Below are 16,160 nucleotides of genomic sequence, written 5' to 3' on the forward strand. Positions count from 1 at the left end.
AAGGATTTCGCGCCTTATAACTTCACAGGCTGATTGCGCTTGTTGGACTCGAAGCACGAATCGAGAATTTTCTGGATTTCAGCGCCACGGATGAAATCGGGCTGGCCCTGCTTGTTGGCCCGGATGCTTGCGATGAAGCGCTGGTACATGTTCGGGACACGCGGCGCTTTGACATCCTTCCACTTGCATTTGTCGAGGTTGGCGCCGGAGCAAAGCCGGAATGTGTTGTCGGAGATCTCCGAGTTGAATTCAACTCCGCCCTTGGCGCCGAATATTTTCAGGGTGAGATTGTTGGCATGGCCGCCGGCCCAGCGGGTGGTGTGGATTACGCCGAGCGCGCCGTTGCCGAATTCAACATTGATCGTGGCGGAATCGTTGGCATCGAGCGTGTATTCGCCGATGCGGTTGCGCGGCGCCTTGTGGAATGCCTTGAGCCGGCAATAGACCTTCGAAATCGGGCCAACCGGGAATGTGGCGAAGTCGAGGATGTGTACACCGACATCGCCCAGAACGCCCTTGCTGCCGTGGCGGGACGAAAGCCGCCAGAGCAAGGCGGGAGTGTTATGCCAGTCACCCCAAACCTTGCTTGCGAGCCATGCTTGCAGGTAGCTGGCTTCGACATGGCGGATTTCACCGATCTCGCCGGATTGAATTACTTTGGCAATGCCGTGAATGGCGGGCCAGTTTCGATAGGAGAAGTTGACCATGTGGATGCGGCGCGCTTTGCGGGCGGCGGCAACCATGCGGGACGCGTCGGCGTGGTTGAGGGCCAGCGGTTTTTCGCAAAGGACATGCTTGCCCGCGCGCAGGCATTCGATGGCCAGATTGGCGTGGAAGGGATCCGGAGTGACAATGCTGACGGCATCGACTTCCACATTCTTGAGCAGATCCCCGGCCCGGGTGAAGATGCGGGGTATGTCGTGTTTTTCGGCGAAGGCCTTGACCCGCGCGGCATCGATGTCGGCGGCGGCGACAAGTTTGCAGCCGGGAATTTTGGCGAATTCGCCGGCATGGGTATTGGCCATGCCGCCGGTGCCGATGATGGCGATGCGTATGGTGGAGCTGCGTTTATTCATAAGTCGTCGGGAGAAAGTGAGCGCAGGATTGGTTGGTTAGGCTTTCCGGGATGGGATCGGTTCCAGTGCCGGGCTGTTCGGACAAATATCCGGGATATTGACAGTGGGGCGCGCCCAACGGACGGCATTGCTGATGACCTTTTGCACCATGGGATTGTGATAGGTGGGATAGGTTTCGTGGCCGGGGCGGAAATAGAAGACCCGCCCGTTGCCGCGGTACCAGGTGGCGCCGCTGCGGAAGACTTCCCCGCCGGTAAACCAGGAAATGAAAATGAGTTCGTCCGGGGCGGGGATGCCGAAAGGTTCGCCGTACATTTCCTCGGCTTCGAGTTCAAAGTGGTCGGGCACGCCTGCGGCAATCGGATGCTGGGGCAGGATGTTCCAGAACCGTTCCTTGTCGTTGTCTTCCCGCCATTTCAGCGAGCAGGTGGTTCCCATGAGCGCCTTGAAGATTTTGGCGTAGTGGCCGGAGTGGAGGACGATCAATCCCATGCCTTCGAGGACTCGGGTTTTTACCTTGGCGACAATGGCGTCCTGGACCTCTTGATGAGCCATGTGGCCCCACCAGATGAGGACGTCGGTTTCGGCCAGGACGGCGTCCGTCAGGCCGTGTTCGGGCTCGTCCAGAGTGGCGGTGCGGACGGAAACATCGGCATGAGGGCGCAGGAAAGCGGCGATGGTTTCGTGCATGCCTTTGGGGTAATGGGCGGCCACCTTTGGGTTTTTCTTTTCGTGGCGGTATTCGTTCCAGACAGTGATGCGGATGGGGGAGTTCATATTACTTTTCTGTTGGGTTGATTTATGGGTTGGACGTGCGGGTTTTCCAGCGCCTCGTATTTTGTGAGCGTATTCCGCGAACTCAAGAACCAAACTCCGAAGGCATACCGGACCGCGTTGTTGCGCAATGGGGGATAGCCCCCGGACCTTTTGCTTGCCGCTGTGCATGGCTCGAAGCAAAGTAAAGGCCTTATGTTCGAGCATCGCCACCAGAAACTGATTTCGAAACAGGAGTTCGCGCTCCGCATTTTTAAAAATCTCGTCGTTGCGCTTGCCATGATGTTCGCGGCGCTGCTGGTCGGGGTGCTGGGGTACCATCATTTCGCGAAATTTTCATGGGTTGATGCGTTCCTGGACGCGTCGATGATTCTCGGAGGCATGGGGCCTGTCGGCGAATTGCACAGTGACTCGGCGAAATTATTCGCGTCGTTTTATGCGTTGTTCAGCGGCATCTTTTTCATCGGCATCGCGGCGGTGCTGCTGGCGCCGCTGGTGCATCGCTTCATGCACCGTTTCCACCTCGAGACCGAGGAGGAAGAAAAAGGCTGCCAGCCTTTGTCAAAATAGGACTCCTGACCCCATCCCCCAAGACATCAACTCACGCCTGCGCTTCACAGCTTCATGCCCGTCACCGCTTGCTTCGACTGATTAATCCATTGTATTCCTCATGAGAACCGATCCATACCCATTCCACACCACCGGATACTTCGCGCCCGATGGCCCGATGATGATTCCCTACTCTGACCGAAAATCTTTGCCCGGAACCATAAAGTTTCTTGAAGTCCAAGGAGGAATGCTGCGGGTTTTGCTGCCAAATCCTGTAATTTTTGAGAGCGAGGGTTTGAACATGCCTGGGCAGTTCATTGTGGCATTTCCAAAACCTGGCACTGGCTTTGGAGGTCATTCCCGTTCCGGCCAGGGACGAAGAGCGCCCTTTTCCGCTTCTGCGTCGGCCTCAGTAAAGAGAAAATCCAGCTTGCCCGCCTTGGCATCGGCTTCAATCTGCCGGTCCCAGGCGTCTTCACGCCGATTAATCAGCCGATCCGTCAACTTCCAGAATTCAGATTCCGGCAATTCAGCTATCGCTTTTTCAATTTCTTCCACCGTGCTCATGGATAAACTCTATCCCGCTCCAAGAAAAAATCAAATCCAAGTAAACCCCCCGCAAGCTGCCAGACTTTGTCAAATTATGGCTCCTGACTCCATCCCCTTGCATTGCATTATGGAGAGATGGACTTTTTCTCAGCGAAAATCTGTTAGGTTGGTTGGATCTATCACGTCCCCTCTGGGATGTTTGTCGCTCGGTGGATTCTCATGATCCATTGTTGTGTTTGATTGTGGCTTATCCGCTGTATGGGCTTTTAGGTAACCGTCGATGTCGCTGTAAGGGAGAAACCAAAAGCCGACGTTGAATGGTTCAATACACAGGCCGTCTTTTGTGCCGAAGAATTGAATGCCGTTGGAGGGATAAATGGTCGTGTCGGGATGCTCGAACTGTCCCGGAGCCCACAGGGCGGGGGCATCGCTGGGCTTGACGCACAAATCCGCGCGTGCCTGGTCGTTGAGGTGAAAGACGAGCGGGATATGGCGCGGCGTTCGCCCCTGACCGAGGCGATAACACAGCAGGTCGTAAACTCCTCCCTTGATCTTCGGTTTCTTGAGGGCGAACAGCGTGTCCTCGTGAAAGGCGAGTTCGGTGTGGTAAAGAACTTCGTTGGGAGTGGCGTCCCATGCCGCCTGCGCGAACCACGACGGTAATTCCTTGATAGGTTGTGATCCTGGTGTCGGCTGCTTACGAAAGATCGGCTGCACGGGCGTCATCAACGGCTTCGGCTCTGTGGATTGCGGATCGAGAAGGACAATCTCGCCGCGCTGGTTGGTGACAATGGTCTTGCCGCAGGCGGTCGCTATCTGCCCGCCAAACGAACTGTCGAAAACGGGTTGCCATGGTCCGGGAGTTTCCTGCATGTAGAACGTACCCTCCTTTGTGGTCATGCACGGCTTGCCGCCGAGTCCGAGGAAAATATGCGCATAATAGAGCCGAGTGTTGTCGTCGAATTGATTTTGCGCGGGCTTCCGTCGCGTGCTGGAGAGCAGCGTCGTCGAGTCATGGTCCCAGTCATAGCGCATGATGGCGTTCTCGTTGCTGGCGAACTTGAAACTGACGAACAAATAGAGCGCGTTGCCGGCTCCATAAAGATCACCGCTGAAAAAATCGGGCAACGCGTGCGCGGCCCACGTCGCCGTTTGCGGATCGTAGCGCGCAATCTGGTGTGCAGCGGGTCCGCCTTTGCCATCGTGGCCATTGGTTTCCCACGTCGTGTAGAGCGCATCTGACGTGCGGACGAAGGAATGCGGATTTCGATTGGCGGGGAGCGGAATCGATTGTGTCTTGAAATCGGGGAGGAACACCCGCATTAATTCATCTGGACCGCCCGGTTTATTGTGGGAGAGCCAGATGCTCTCATCATCCATGGTGAGGATGTTCTCATAATAATAGCCGGGTGCAACCGACGCATACCGCCATGGATACCAGTACCGCGTTACGGTGAGCGCGTCAGCCTCGGGCGAAGGCAGCGGAGTTTCCACGGCGAGGTCGGGGAACTGGCGTTTGAAGGGAGCCTCGTAGTCGCGGCGGAATGTTCCCGAAACATTCCCCCCAGCTCGAGCTTTAAATGCTTGGTATTCCTTCCAAATCGAGGAGGCTTCGTCACGCGACCATCCCGCAGGTTTCCAGAGAATGGTTATCACGATTTCGTAAGGATGGAACGAATCACTATGGGCCAGGACGTAGTGCAAAAGCGGGAGACCGACTGCGGCGTTTCGGCGTCTCACCTCGTCAGGCAACCCGCGCGCGCAAGAGAGATCGGGGGGATAGCCGTTCTCCTGCGCGATGGTCTCGCGCTGGTTCCACAACTCGCCGAGGTAATCTTTGTAAGCGGCGTCGGCCACGGCGGGATCGCCCGAGGCAGACTGGATGAGCAGCAACCGCAAATGCGCGACGGGAGGGGTCTTGAGCGATTTGACGAACAGATCAAACTGCTTTTTCTGATCGTTCGTTGTTTTCAGGAAGCGCGGGCAAAAATCTTTGCCCTGTTCAAGCATCATACTGGGCAGCCAGTCGTTCGAGTTCGAGCAGACGACGCGCAGGGTCGCGAATTGCTCGTCCAGCGTGGCTGGCCATTCTTCGATGAAGAGGTTACGCATGGTGAGATGACCGAGCGAGTGATAGGGCCCCATCGACCCGTGTGCGGGGTCGAATTTCGTCAGCACGCGCAAGGCCTCGCGTACGCGATCCGATTGCGCCGGGTCCTCGCGGTCGAGCAGGGCGAGGATGTACGACGCAACCGGTACAATAACCGGTCCGGGATCGGGCGATGTCACCGCTTTGACCACCTCCGGGTCCGGAACGTAGCCGGGTGTTTTGCTGGATTCGTAGAAACGAACGGCGTCCTGGATCGAGCGGATGATCATGGCCGCTCGTTGGTCGGCGTGTTGAGCCGACGGACCGTCCGGCAAAATGATCCTTTCGTTTTCGATCTTCAAATCGTTCCCGGAAATCGCTCCGCAGACCTCGCTCCTTACGGCAAAAAGCTGCTGCGCCCTTTCGCCCAGCAGGTCTGCGCTGTCGAGAGCCTCCAGCGCAGCGTCGCTAACCTTGTGCTGCCAGCCCCAAATGCCTTCCAGTAAATATTCCCGCGCTTCCTTTTGGGGCTGCCAAGGCTGGGAATTGGCAGTGGTGCCGGTGGCTTTCTGGATTTCAACGACCATCTGTTCTGTGAGTCCATGAAGATTATTCATGGGTCCGTGGATTTCCAGCGGGGTCTGTTGGTTGTTGGGCGAACGCAAACGGAGATGAATCGCAACATCGCCTGTGCCCTGTGTCGGAAGGCTCAAAGTTCCATCGATGACGCAGACTCCCTGCAAAAGAGGCTGGGGCGTGGGCGAAAGGGAGTGCTCAAAGCCAAGCGACCAAGCATGTCGCCTTTCTAAAACCACATAATCGGGCAATGACGCGAGTCTGCTTTCCAGCAGCAGGGTCAGTTTTCGTTCAAGGACGGCGGAATCGGTTGTGGCATAGTCGGCTCGAAGATTCAACACGGAGATGGGGATGGCTTTTGTTGGATCGAGTTTGAGCTTGGGCGCATAACCCGTAACACGGTGCGCGATTGATTTGGCAAGTTCGGGCAGGTTGTCCTTGGGTGGCGATGGATCGTCGAACAGTGCGTAGCCCAGACCCACCGCAGTAAACCGGACTTGAAGGCCATCCGGTGTTTTGCTGATAAAGAGCAGGCCATCCGCGCCGACAAGTTTGCCCAGAGCTACTGCATCCTTCCCAGCCATCTGTTGCAACTTGAGTTCGTCAGCAACTTTGGCCAGTTCATCGCGTTCCAACAGAAGGATATTTGGATTGCCGGAGAGTTCGGTTGTTAGCAGCGCCGACAGATTTTGCTCATCCGCATCGCTGATTATGGCGATTCGCACCGACGCCGGATTGGCAGTGGCTGTTATCGCCAACACCATCAAGATCAGGACGCTTAAGATAACACGCATATAATTTCAGTTTGCCATGTGGACTTTTATTAACGAAAACTAGTCAGATCTCCTGGATCGACATCATTGCCTACGGTAGGTTTTGCCATTATTTTGGGAGTATTAATTGGGATTGTCGTCGACGTTACACTATCTGATTGAACCTTGAGATGAGCTTTAAAGTAAGCTTCGATGTGGGTGTACGGAACAAACCAAAAACCCACCCAGGGGAGCACAAGACAAAGCCCCTGTTTCGTTGCCTTCAATTCTGGTTCATATAGACGGTTAGGCTGCTCAATATCATCAAGCGACCAGCCGTTCGGCGCACGGCCCGGGTGTAGCGACAACGCAGCCTTGGCTGAGGCAGTCAGTTGCATCTTCAGGGGAATGCGCACGGGCTTGCGACCTCGCGCCTTGTCGTAGCAGAGCAATTCATAGCGGTTTTCGAACGTACTTGGCTTGAAGAGAATGAAGAGCCTGCCGTCGTGAAAGGCGACCGTTCTTTCATCCATTTGCTTTCTCTTGCCGGGAGGACAATCCCAGATTGTTTGGCTTGCCCACGGCGTTGTAACGGGGCTTGTCTTGGCCTTGCGATAGATAGGTTCGTCGGCCGCCATCCATGGAATCGGCGAGGGCATCTTCGGATCGATGAACATTGCTTCGCCTTCCCAGTTGAATACCAGGCTTTGGTCACCCACGGAGACCACATAATCATTGCACGCGCCATCGAAAACGGGTGGCCAGGTCCCAGGCGATTCCTGAATAAAGTACGTGCCATCGCCCGTCGTCACACTCGGTTTGTTTCCCGGCCCGGCAAAGATCGAGATGACTCGATAGGTGCTTGTGTCATCAAATTGATTCTGCGCGGGTCGCCGACGGTTATCGGCGAGGAGGGTAACTTTATCCGCGTCCCAGTTGTACTTAACCAAGCCTGACTCTGCCCCTTGGCGCGAACCCGTAGGGAGATAGATATCACCGTTTACCCCGTATAGATACTGCGAAGAATACGAAACCGGGAGATCGCGCTTCGTCCAGCTTGAGGTCGAAAAATCATAACGCGCGAGTTGTTGTCTGAGACCCTGCAGGGTCTCATCGCTTCCCATCGGCGCGTAAAGAGCCTGTGGGGTCCAAAGTAACCCCTGAATATACTTGCCGTCCATGGTATCAACGGTTTCTGTTTGCAGGTCCGGCAGGTGGATTTTGAAAATCCGCCCTTTTTCCAGGATATTAAGATAGCTGGCAACCCAGATTTGGTCGTTGGCCACGCTGGTGGCAGTAATGATGATATTATTATCGACTGGGGTGCTGGGTACCAGCCAGGGATGCCAAAACTGCGTGATGACAAGAGGCGGTGTGGAATTTGTGTCCGTCGCCGCATTCGCGTTAACTACGTTTGGGAACTTGCTTTTGAAGTAGTACATAATACTGTCCATCTCGGCGATAAAGGAGAGGTCGGGAAGGCCATGCTTTTGTATTACAACATCCGTACGCCGCTTTACGTAGTCCTGTTCTTCCTTCCAGATCGCCGAAGCGTCGGTCAAATCCGTTTCAGTGGGCTGCCATAGATTTTTCAATATGATAATGCCACTATTTCCGGGATGTTCCTCGTCCAGCACGGCATGAACGATGGGAAGCGACGCCTTGGCGTCCCGTCTCTTTACTTCGGAGGCAATATCCCAGACACTTTCCACAAGCGGCGAGTAGTCATTACATGTGGAAAGCTCTTGACGACTAGCTAGGAGATAGTTCAAGTATTCAAGGTAGGCGGCATCCGCTGTTGCCGCGTCTTTCACGTGCGTTTTCAAAACAAGATAAGTTCGTTTTGTATCAGGATTGTTTTTCAAGCTTTCCACAAAATCGTCAAATGCCTTCTCACGCTCCTTGGGAGTCGTCAGGAGTCGCGCGCAAAAAGTTTGAGATGGATCCTTCAGACTGTCTTTCGGGAGCGCCTGCTGATTGTCATTGCAAATCAGTCGAAGCCAGGCGATTTCTTCCTCGATAGTTTGCGCCCAATCGTCGGCGAAAATATAAGCCACGTTCTCACGAAGACTCACATTACCGGGCTGTACCGCACCCGACTTGCCATTCTGTGGATCATATCCCGTGAGAGTGCGTAGGGTGTGACGGAGTTCGTTTGCGCGTGGAGATTGCGCCCGTTCCAGCAGTACCAGAATTTTTGACGCCTTATACGAGACGGTGGCAATGGTCTGGGAGGTTTCTGGACCGTTGGACGGAGCGAGCTTTTCAGGTTTCGCTTCCAGCTTTTGGTCGCGATAGCGTACCGTTTCCGAAAGCGCACGCAAAATGACTTCCGTTTTAGCTGCCAAGGTGTCCGAATCGAAAGTCGGTTTGCCGTTAAGCTCGGGAGGATGCCATTTCTCCATGCCTTGTTCGGAGATTAAGCAGAGAATTTGGATGCGCAATGGAACAATCTTTTCGGGCGCTGCGCCGAGCAATTCGGCGCTATCGACTGCTTCCAACGCGGCAGCGGGAACATTCGCGCGTAAACCCCAGAGCGCCTCGCGCAAATATTCATTTGCCTCCGGGATCGCGGTCAGCCCGGAGTTCGAGAACGGTTGCCCCATATCTTTTTTGATTTCAGCAAGAATCTGGTCAACCAGCGCACCGAGATTTTTCGTGTCGCCCTGCAGCATTGTCTTCTTTTCATCTCCTCTTGGTTCTCGCAAACGTAACGCGACGGAGCAGGTGTCGCCCGGAGCGGCCATGCTGATCGTTCCATCGATGAGGTAGGCGCCCTTCAGCAGCGGCTTCGATGTGGCATTGAGCGAATGCTCGAAGCCCAGCGACCATGCATGCCTACGTTCAAGTACAACGTATTCAGGAACTGAAGTTAATCGACTTTCCAATAGCAAGGTCAGATTTCGTTCAACTTGAAGAGATTGGGCGGTGCCGTAATCAGCTCGAAGATTCAACACGGAGATGGGGATGGCTTTTGTTGGATCGAGTTTGAGCTTGGGCGCATAACCCGTAACACGGTGCGCGATTGATTTGGCAAGTTCGGGCAGGTTGTCCTTGGGTGGCGATGGATCGTCGAACAGTGCGTAGCCCAGACCCACCGCAGTAAACCGGACTTGAAGGCCATCCGGTGTTTTGCTGATAAAGAGCAGGCCATCCGCGCCGACAAGTTTGCCCAGAGCTACTGCATCCTTCCCAGCCATCTGTTGCAACTTGAGTTCGTCAGCAACTTTGGCCAGTTCATCGCGTTCCACCAAAAGGATATCTGGATTGCCGGAGAGTTCGGTTGTCAGGAGGGCGGCCAGATCTGCCGTTTCGGACGTGCTGATTACTGCAAGGCGACAGGATGCCGACGGAGCATGCGCTGTGATGGCGGGTTCTTCCGCCGCAATTACTAACTGTCCTTGACAAAAAATTATCGGGAACAACAGAAAAAGAAAATATTTCATGGATTTTTTGTAATGCTCTCGCGCTTCCCGGCAAGCCAGTCTGCTTTTTTTGATTCCAGAGCCGCGTTCGGAATGAACCAAAATCCATGGCACGGAGTTTCCAAAAGCAGTCCATGTCTGCTGGCAATCAATTTCAAGCTGTAAGAGGCTTTTTCCGGCGCTGCTATCGCATCCGCATTGAAAAGACTGCTGTTACCATTTTCAGAAATGGCTGCAATTGTTTTTCGTATATCATCAGGCAACTGAAAGGCGACGGGGATGCTCAGGCCATCGGAAGGCCCTCCTTTCCAATACCACAGAAGCTCGTAGCTTTGGCCTTCCTTGCGGTTTAGAATAAACAAATCCTCCGGACGGAAAGCTAGCGCATTATTCATCAACCATTGCGATGTCCAGCCGGTAGGTTTCCTCCATCCCCACTCCCACTCTCCTGGATTGGCGGCATCCAACCAGACTGTACTTCCTTCGGGGTTCACATGGATAACTATTCCATTTTTTCCAGCCAACAGGGCCTCGCCTTCACTCAAAATGCAATGCGGAGAATCCATGTCCATGATTTCCTTCCAATTTCCATCTTCCTTCTGAAGGATGAAAACACGCGATAGTGGAGGGCCGGTCACCACCCAAATCTTGCTCTTCGGCCCGTCAAATACCCCCAAAATGCGGCCATTGACACTCTCATCCAATTGATTCAAAGGAGGTTTGCGCCGCGTGCTGGCCAGCAATTGTGATTCTTTGGTGGTCCAATCATATTCCAAAAGACCGTTCTCCTCACTCCGACTGGATGGATGCTTCCAGAGGCTGAAGTACAATTTCTTTCCTGCTGAATAAATTTCAGAGGCATCCTGAAATGAACGTTCCTCCCAGGTGCATAAGGCCGTGTCAAAGCGGCTAAGAAACATTTCCATCGGCCTGTTATTACCCGGATATTTACCGTGTAAGACATATACTCCATCCGGAGTAATTGCCATTTTACCGCCTGTGCCGCTGAATCCCACGGGAAACTCTTTGTCCTGCAATTCCGGGAGTGAAACCTTGATCAAACTTCCGCCGGGGCGTCCGTTCCAATTCCCGATCAGCCAAGCCGTATCTCCTGCGACCTTCAGACTGTTGTAGCCAAACTCGTAGGACTTTCCATCACTCTTCGCACACCAATAGTGGCTGACAAGCAGCGCTTCCTGTTCGTGCGCCGCCTCCGGCTGCTTTAGTACCGGATAATGCATCAAAAATTCTTTTTCATGCCAGTTAAAGGCTCTGGCAGTCTTGCTTTGTTCCGTTTCCGGCAGTGAATTCAATATCCGCTTCCGGTATTCATTGAAGTTTTTCCAAACAGCTTGTGCCAGCTCCGGATCAAAGGTGCCCCTGTCAAGATATTCAGACAGCAGGTCACCATCATATTTTTTCAAAACCTGAAAAAGCTGCGTTAAAAATTCCGCGCGCTCCTTTGCCATGTTGCTGTCAAAGCGTCCATTCAGCCAATCTGCGTTCAGATATTCATCCAGCTCGCCGTTTTTTTCCAGAGTCTCGGCGCGATCCGCCATTAATTTCAGATATTGTCTGTAAGCCGCCGCCGACTCCTCCGTCGATCCATGCCTGCTCAGCAGCAATAAGCCGAAAAGCTCAGTGCCAGGTTGAGCCTTCCATTCCACAGCCAGGGCCACCAGATGTTTTCTGGCCTCCTCTTTGCTTAAAAAACGTTTTCCAAGTGCGATCTCAGGTTCACGCTTCAACCGTTTGAATACCCAAAAACGCTTGGGTTCGGATGACTCCACCCAAACCTTGTAAAAAGAAAGCAGATCTTCCAGGGAAGCCGCCCATAGCGGCGCATAATCCGCGGCATAAGCGAAATTGTAGGGACTATTTTTGCCAGTAGGATCAAATGGCGCCAACTCCCGCAACAAGACCCGGATGCGTTCCATGTCCAGTTCTGAATTCCCGTCTGTTTCAAGTTCCAACAGGAATTCGGAAGCGGCATTCAAAACCTCGGTTTTGGGAACGTCCTGTTTCTGGTTTTCCAGTTCCCGGCATAAAGCCAGCGCATTCAGAATCACATCATAACGGAATTGCGGTGAGGCGGGCACGGGTTCCAGAACTTTGCCGTTGTAAAAACGCTTTTCACCGTGAGCAAGCCTGGCATAGGTCTTGGCCAGAAGCTGTTGGAGCACGACTGATTTTTCTCCAAGAGCCACAGCCGCCTCGCCCGCCTCCAAGGCCATTTCATCCATGCCATGAGTCTCGGCCCACAAGGCTTCAGTCAGATATTCTTTCGTTTCCTTTGCCCCAAGAACTTCCTTTTTGTTTTGTTGTCCCGTAATAAAGGCTGTGGTTTCTTGCATCAGCCTGTTTAGCTCTTCCGATTTGACTTTGAACTTGCCCTCTCTGGTTGCCTCTTTCCCACGAACCCGCAGGCTCAGGCTGATTTCCCCGTCGTTCAACCCCACTTCGAATGATCCATCCACCAATAAAACACCCGATTGCAGCGACTCAGGGATTGCGGCGCCCAGGCCCCTCTCGAACTGTGCCTCGCCCAAGCGCCTTCTCTCCAATAGAACAACCCCCGGTTCCGCATCAAGCTGCATCTCCAGCAAGCGGGTCAACTTTATCTCCCATTCTACATTGGTGGGCGAAAAAGTTGCGGCACGCAGATTGATTACGGTTATGGGCAAGGCATTCGTGCTCGCCAATAAACATTTGGGAGCTTTTTCAGCCACGGCATCTGCCAGTTTATTGGCCAATTCCTGCGGATTCTTTTCCGGAATTTCTGCACTCCACAAGCGGAGTCCGTTGTGTGTGGAAAAAAGCCGAAGCGTCAGAGGGCCACCCTGACCCGCCTTTTCCAAAACCAAAAGCCCGTCTGCCTTCAACAGGTCAAACGCATGGTTCAAACGATCCCCTGCGGCAAATTCCTGCAGTTGCTTTTCCGTAGCCAACCGAGACAACTCGGCGCGTTCCAACAGCACGATTCCGGGAAGCGAGCCAAGCCTGGCCGATAACAATGCAGCCAAATCCCCGGTTGCTTCCGTCCCTACCAGGGCCAACCTAACAGGAGTTGCGGAAGGCTTTGCGGGTTCTTCCGCCTTTGCCGGGGGGAATGTAATCAAGGAAAAACAAAAGATTACCAGGCTTGCCAATACGTTGCCTTGTATCGTTGGCCGCATGGCATGACGTGATCGCCCGGAAATTCCCATTATTTTTCTCTGGTGGTTGAAACAAGCGCCAAGGCAGTGCAAAAAGGAAGAATCATGACGGAATACGCAGTCGTGTTTACTTTGTTAGTTTTGGGAGCAATCGCTCGACCAGCCTTCCTGCAGCTTTTTCAAGCGCCTCTTTCCCGGCGGTGTGATTGCCAAGATCAACGGCCACCTGCGTTTCTCGGTCCGTCCAGAGGAGTTCGTGTGTCGATGCGCGGACAACTTTTATTTCGATTCGCCCGCGACTGGAGACCAAATTCCCATGACGGGCTCCCAGTTCGCTAAAAGCCTCGCCCGAAATGATGATATCGGGCTTTTTTTGGCTCTGATCGGGCTCAATGATTTGAAATCCAAGTCCTTGCAACTGCATCGCAATTTCGGTTTGCGCCGCGGGATCAATGGTTGGTTGGCTGTAATCACGCTCGGTGATCGTTACCGCTACGGAGGGCAGAGAGCGTTGCCCAACAATGCCCCGCAAGCGTTGTAAGCGCTGGGCGGGGATTTCTTTCTGCGCCAACAAAACATCGCGATGTGAAGCTAGTACTTCATCGATTTTTCCAGACAAATCCCGTGCGGCTTGCGGTAGGTTTCCAAGGTCGGCAACAGTTGTCGTTACACCATAGACGCGGCTGGTCTCGGTGCTGATGATCTTGGCTACTGCCATGTATTGGTTGCCCACGGCAAATAAACGTCCCGTTACCAGCACCTGAGCGCCGGTGAGGGAGCCAATCTTGGCGGCTGTCTCAGCCGACACTAATCCGGATTTGCCGAGTTCTTGTTCGTTCAGAATCTTGTCCACTTCCTGCCGCTCGACCATGAGGGTGTGCTTGCTTGTGGATAAATCAGCCTCCAACAATATGGCGATCTCTGCGCCCTGTTTGTCCATCGATTCGTCCGAACTTTGAAAGTTAAATACAGCGGTGGCCAGCGGTTGGCTTGTATCGGCGGCAATTGAGGTTTGAGGAGAGAGAGGCATCATGACAAAACTGCCAAATAAAATCAGATGTAAGTAGTAGTTCATAAGTTTACTGCTCGATGCGCGGGTGGAATTTGACCGGAAAGAAGATGGATAATTTTAATGAGTCCAAGTTGTGCGCGAGGATCGTTGTTCATATTGTCGAGGACATGTGACGTAACATGAACGAGGACGCGGGAATTCGAGTGATCTGCATATACCCCCACCGGCAACGATTCATCGGGCCAGAAAAGGGCCAAACACGCGCCGGCACTCCGATCCTGCGCTTGTTGAAATTGCTCGTCAGTGGCCAACTCTCCAAAATATAGGCGATTCGGATCGAATCGATCCGGTGTGCCGTTTCCGGCATTTTCAAAAGGGAGGCGCAAGCTGGCAAGAAAACGACGGAATTTGTCTCCGGGCCCGAAAACGACGACTTGCACGGAGCCATCGGGTTTGGGTTGGAGTAAATTCTTCAGCTCCTTTGTCACGCTGTCTGGAAAAACCTCGAACTTGAGAGATTCCAACAAAATGGGGTTTGCTTGCGGACCGCTTTGGACAAGTGCGAGACGGACGAGGACTTCCGCCCGCTGTTTTACACTTGGAAATTTCACAGAGATGCTCAGGCGCTTGGGCGATGTATTCGGAAAAGTGAGTCCTTCCTGTAAATGAATGTCCTTCGCCAACGGCATCGCCAAGGCGCCTGCGATTTGAAATAAATCGGCTCGCAAGGAAGCCGACTTTACGGCCACTCCACTAATCTCGATGTTGATTCTTTCCTCGCGATTCCCAAAAACCGCGGGTAATTGTGAGGCAGGCTGGATGTGGCTTTCCAAGCCGATAAGTTGAACAGATTCTGCGGAGAATACAGACACTGTCGCCCATAGGAGCAAGGTTCCGCAAACAAGCCAGAAGGATGGGCTCAGTCTCATAGTGTAGTCTCCAGCGTTTGAGCCCGCACGGAATAACCAGCCACTTTAGGATGTTCCGAGGCCAGCCAAACCTTATTCTCGCTTTCCAAAATGACGCTGCCTGTCGGGGTTACCAAAATTTCAAAGCAACTATGTGTTTTTCCCAACATTAAACAGACGCGATGTCCGCTGTAGCTCAAAACGCGGATTGTATCGCTACCTCGTTTAAAAACAATTAACACCGGCTGGTTTGAGCCAATCACAGGAGACTGGGCAATCGAAAGGTCAACTTTCCCGTTTTCCGTCACCACGGCATTGACTTGGCCGGGAAAGAGTTTCTCCACCTGCAGAAGGATTTGTTGGTCGCTGGCCAGGTTTTCCGAGATAGGATGGTGTTTGAAAAAGAGAAAAGGGAGAAGGCCAACGGCTAAAACCAGCGCAAAAGCGCCACACAAGCGGCCAATAACTCCTTTCCATGCAGAATCATCCTGTTGCATGGAACTGTCTTGCTGGAAGGCAATGACTGCCCGGTGCCGCGCGCGGGCGCGGACCGATTCCGATACTTCCGGCACCTTTAATTTCTGAAGATGCCGCCGGAGATCATCATCTTTCATGAGGACTTTCCTTTCCCGGCCCTCAAGAGCTTCTTGAGTGCGTTTTTGGCGCGAAAAATCCGCCACGAAACGGTCGTCTCCGCACAACCCATTGAGCGAGCCGCTTCGCGGTGGTTCATTTCTTCAAAATAAACCAGGGCAACAGCCTCGCGCAGATCCGGGGATAATTGTTTCAAGGCGAAATGCACATCGGCGTAATCTGGGGTACGCACCTGTGCCCAGGATTCCAGTTCGGCGGCAAATTGAACCTGCTTGTCCCTTTCACGGGAGTTTTGCCGTCCCCAGTCGGCCAGCGCGTTGTGCGCGATGCGGTAAAGCCAGTTTTTAAACGAAGCTGTTCCATGATAAGAATTGATCCCCCGGGCCGCACGGATAAACGTTTCCTGTGTGATGTCATCAGCCTCGGTCGCAGTGAGGCAAACCCTGTAAGCAAAGGCGTGAATCATATCGTAGTAACGATCAAAGAGTGTCTCGAACGACTTGGTGTCGCCGGATTGTGCGCCGCTTATCAAGTGCGCTTCCGGCACGTCCTCGTTCTCGAGCCTCATTCGATCCTTGTAGGTAAAGACGGTATCCAAGGCGAAATCCTTGGATTTATTTACGGAATCATCACCCGGCTCTGGATTAAGCCAAGCCGATTCGGTCTCTATTAGGCGATCCTTCGGCGCTTCCTCATCAGGA

The 16,160-nt window shown here is 53.4% G+C and carries 11 protein-coding genes; 1 reads left to right on the top strand and 10 read right to left on the bottom strand.

Going from position 1 to position 16,160, the window contains the following annotated elements; translation table 11 throughout:
- Nucleotides 1–14 precede the first annotated feature (14 nt).
- Nucleotides 15–1,076, bottom strand: a complete 1,062-nt coding sequence (locus PHD76_06560) for a Gfo/Idh/MocA family oxidoreductase (GenBank protein MDD5261496.1) — start codon at nucleotides 1,074–1,076, stop codon at nucleotides 15–17.
- A 36-nt stretch (nucleotides 1,077–1,112) separates the two neighbouring features.
- The gene (locus PHD76_06565) at nucleotides 1,113–1,853 is read right to left on the bottom strand and encodes a ThuA domain-containing protein (protein MDD5261497.1); all 741 of its coding nucleotides are present in this window, start codon (nucleotides 1,851–1,853) and stop codon (nucleotides 1,113–1,115) included.
- Nucleotides 1,854–2,045: 192 nt separating this feature from the next.
- On the opposite strand from PHD76_06565, the gene PHD76_06570 reads away from it, so the two are divergent.
- Nucleotides 2,046–2,420, top strand: a complete 375-nt coding sequence (locus PHD76_06570) for a hypothetical protein (GenBank protein ID MDD5261498.1) — start codon at nucleotides 2,046–2,048, stop codon at nucleotides 2,418–2,420.
- 333 nt (nucleotides 2,421–2,753) lie between these two features.
- On the opposite strand, the gene PHD76_06575 is transcribed toward PHD76_06570, so the two are convergent.
- The 8 genes from PHD76_06575 to PHD76_06610 form a co-directional block, all read right to left on the bottom strand.
- Nucleotides 2,754–2,957, bottom strand: a complete 204-nt coding sequence (locus PHD76_06575) for a hypothetical protein (protein ID MDD5261499.1) — start codon at nucleotides 2,955–2,957, stop codon at nucleotides 2,754–2,756.
- 138 nt (nucleotides 2,958–3,095) lie between these two features.
- Nucleotides 3,096–6,407, bottom strand: coding sequence for a hypothetical protein (locus PHD76_06580; protein ID MDD5261500.1), 3,312 nt, complete (start codon nucleotides 6,405–6,407; stop codon nucleotides 3,096–3,098).
- A 29-nt stretch (nucleotides 6,408–6,436) separates the two neighbouring features.
- Nucleotides 6,437–9,811 (bottom strand): hypothetical protein, encoded by a 3,375-nt coding sequence (locus PHD76_06585; protein MDD5261501.1) that lies wholly within the window; start codon nucleotides 9,809–9,811, stop codon nucleotides 6,437–6,439.
- Nucleotides 9,808–12,909 carry a hypothetical protein gene (locus PHD76_06590; GenBank protein MDD5261502.1) on the bottom strand — a complete coding sequence of 1,034 codons (3,102 nt, stop codon included), beginning with the start codon at nucleotides 12,907–12,909 and terminating at the stop codon, nucleotides 9,808–9,810. Before PHD76_06590 ends, PHD76_06585 begins: the two co-directional genes overlap by 4 nt.
- 163 nt (nucleotides 12,910–13,072) lie before the next feature.
- Nucleotides 13,073–14,020: a CsgG/HfaB family protein gene (locus tag PHD76_06595; protein ID MDD5261503.1), complete on the bottom strand. Its 948-nt coding sequence runs from the start codon at nucleotides 14,018–14,020 to the stop codon at nucleotides 13,073–13,075.
- A complete protein-coding gene (locus tag PHD76_06600) occupies nucleotides 14,017–14,886 on the bottom strand; it encodes a hypothetical protein (GenBank protein MDD5261504.1) in 870 nt (289 codons plus the stop codon). Before PHD76_06600 ends, PHD76_06595 begins: the two co-directional genes overlap by 4 nt.
- Entirely contained in the window at nucleotides 14,883–15,479 is a 597-nt protein-coding gene (locus PHD76_06605; protein MDD5261505.1) for a hypothetical protein, read from the bottom strand. Before PHD76_06605 ends, PHD76_06600 begins: the two co-directional genes overlap by 4 nt.
- Entirely contained in the window at nucleotides 15,476–16,057 is a 582-nt protein-coding gene (locus PHD76_06610) for an RNA polymerase sigma factor (protein MDD5261506.1), read from the bottom strand. Before PHD76_06610 ends, PHD76_06605 begins: the two co-directional genes overlap by 4 nt.
- Nucleotides 16,058–16,160 lie beyond the last annotated feature (103 nt).

This window comes from Candidatus Methylacidiphilales bacterium, from assembly GCA_028713655.1.
In the GTDB taxonomy this organism is placed as follows: Bacteria; Verrucomicrobiota; Verrucomicrobiia; order Methylacidiphilales; family JAAUTS01; genus JAQTNW01.

Excerpts from the sequence above, each read along its gene's own strand:
- PHD76_06585 (MDD5261501.1), bottom strand. The coding sequence starts at position 9,811 with ATGAAATATTTTCTTTTTCTGTTGTTCCCGATAATTTTTTGTCAAGGA.
- PHD76_06560 (MDD5261496.1), bottom strand. The coding sequence starts at position 1,076 with ATGAATAAACGCAGCTCCACCATACGCATCGCCATCATCGGCACCGGC.
- PHD76_06600 (MDD5261504.1), bottom strand. The coding sequence starts at position 14,886 with ATGAGACTGAGCCCATCCTTCTGGCTTGTTTGCGGAACCTTGCTCCTA.
- PHD76_06595 (MDD5261503.1), bottom strand. The coding sequence starts at position 14,020 with ATGAACTACTACTTACATCTGATTTTATTTGGCAGTTTTGTCATGATG.
- PHD76_06580 (MDD5261500.1), bottom strand. The coding sequence starts at position 6,407 with ATGCGTGTTATCTTAAGCGTCCTGATCTTGATGGTGTTGGCGATAACA.
- PHD76_06565 (MDD5261497.1), bottom strand. The coding sequence starts at position 1,853 with ATGAACTCCCCCATCCGCATCACTGTCTGGAACGAATACCGCCACGAA.
- PHD76_06570 (MDD5261498.1), top strand. The coding sequence starts at position 2,046 with ATGTTCGAGCATCGCCACCAGAAACTGATTTCGAAACAGGAGTTCGCG.
- PHD76_06605 (MDD5261505.1), bottom strand. The coding sequence starts at position 15,479 with ATGAAAGATGATGATCTCCGGCGGCATCTTCAGAAATTAAAGGTGCCG.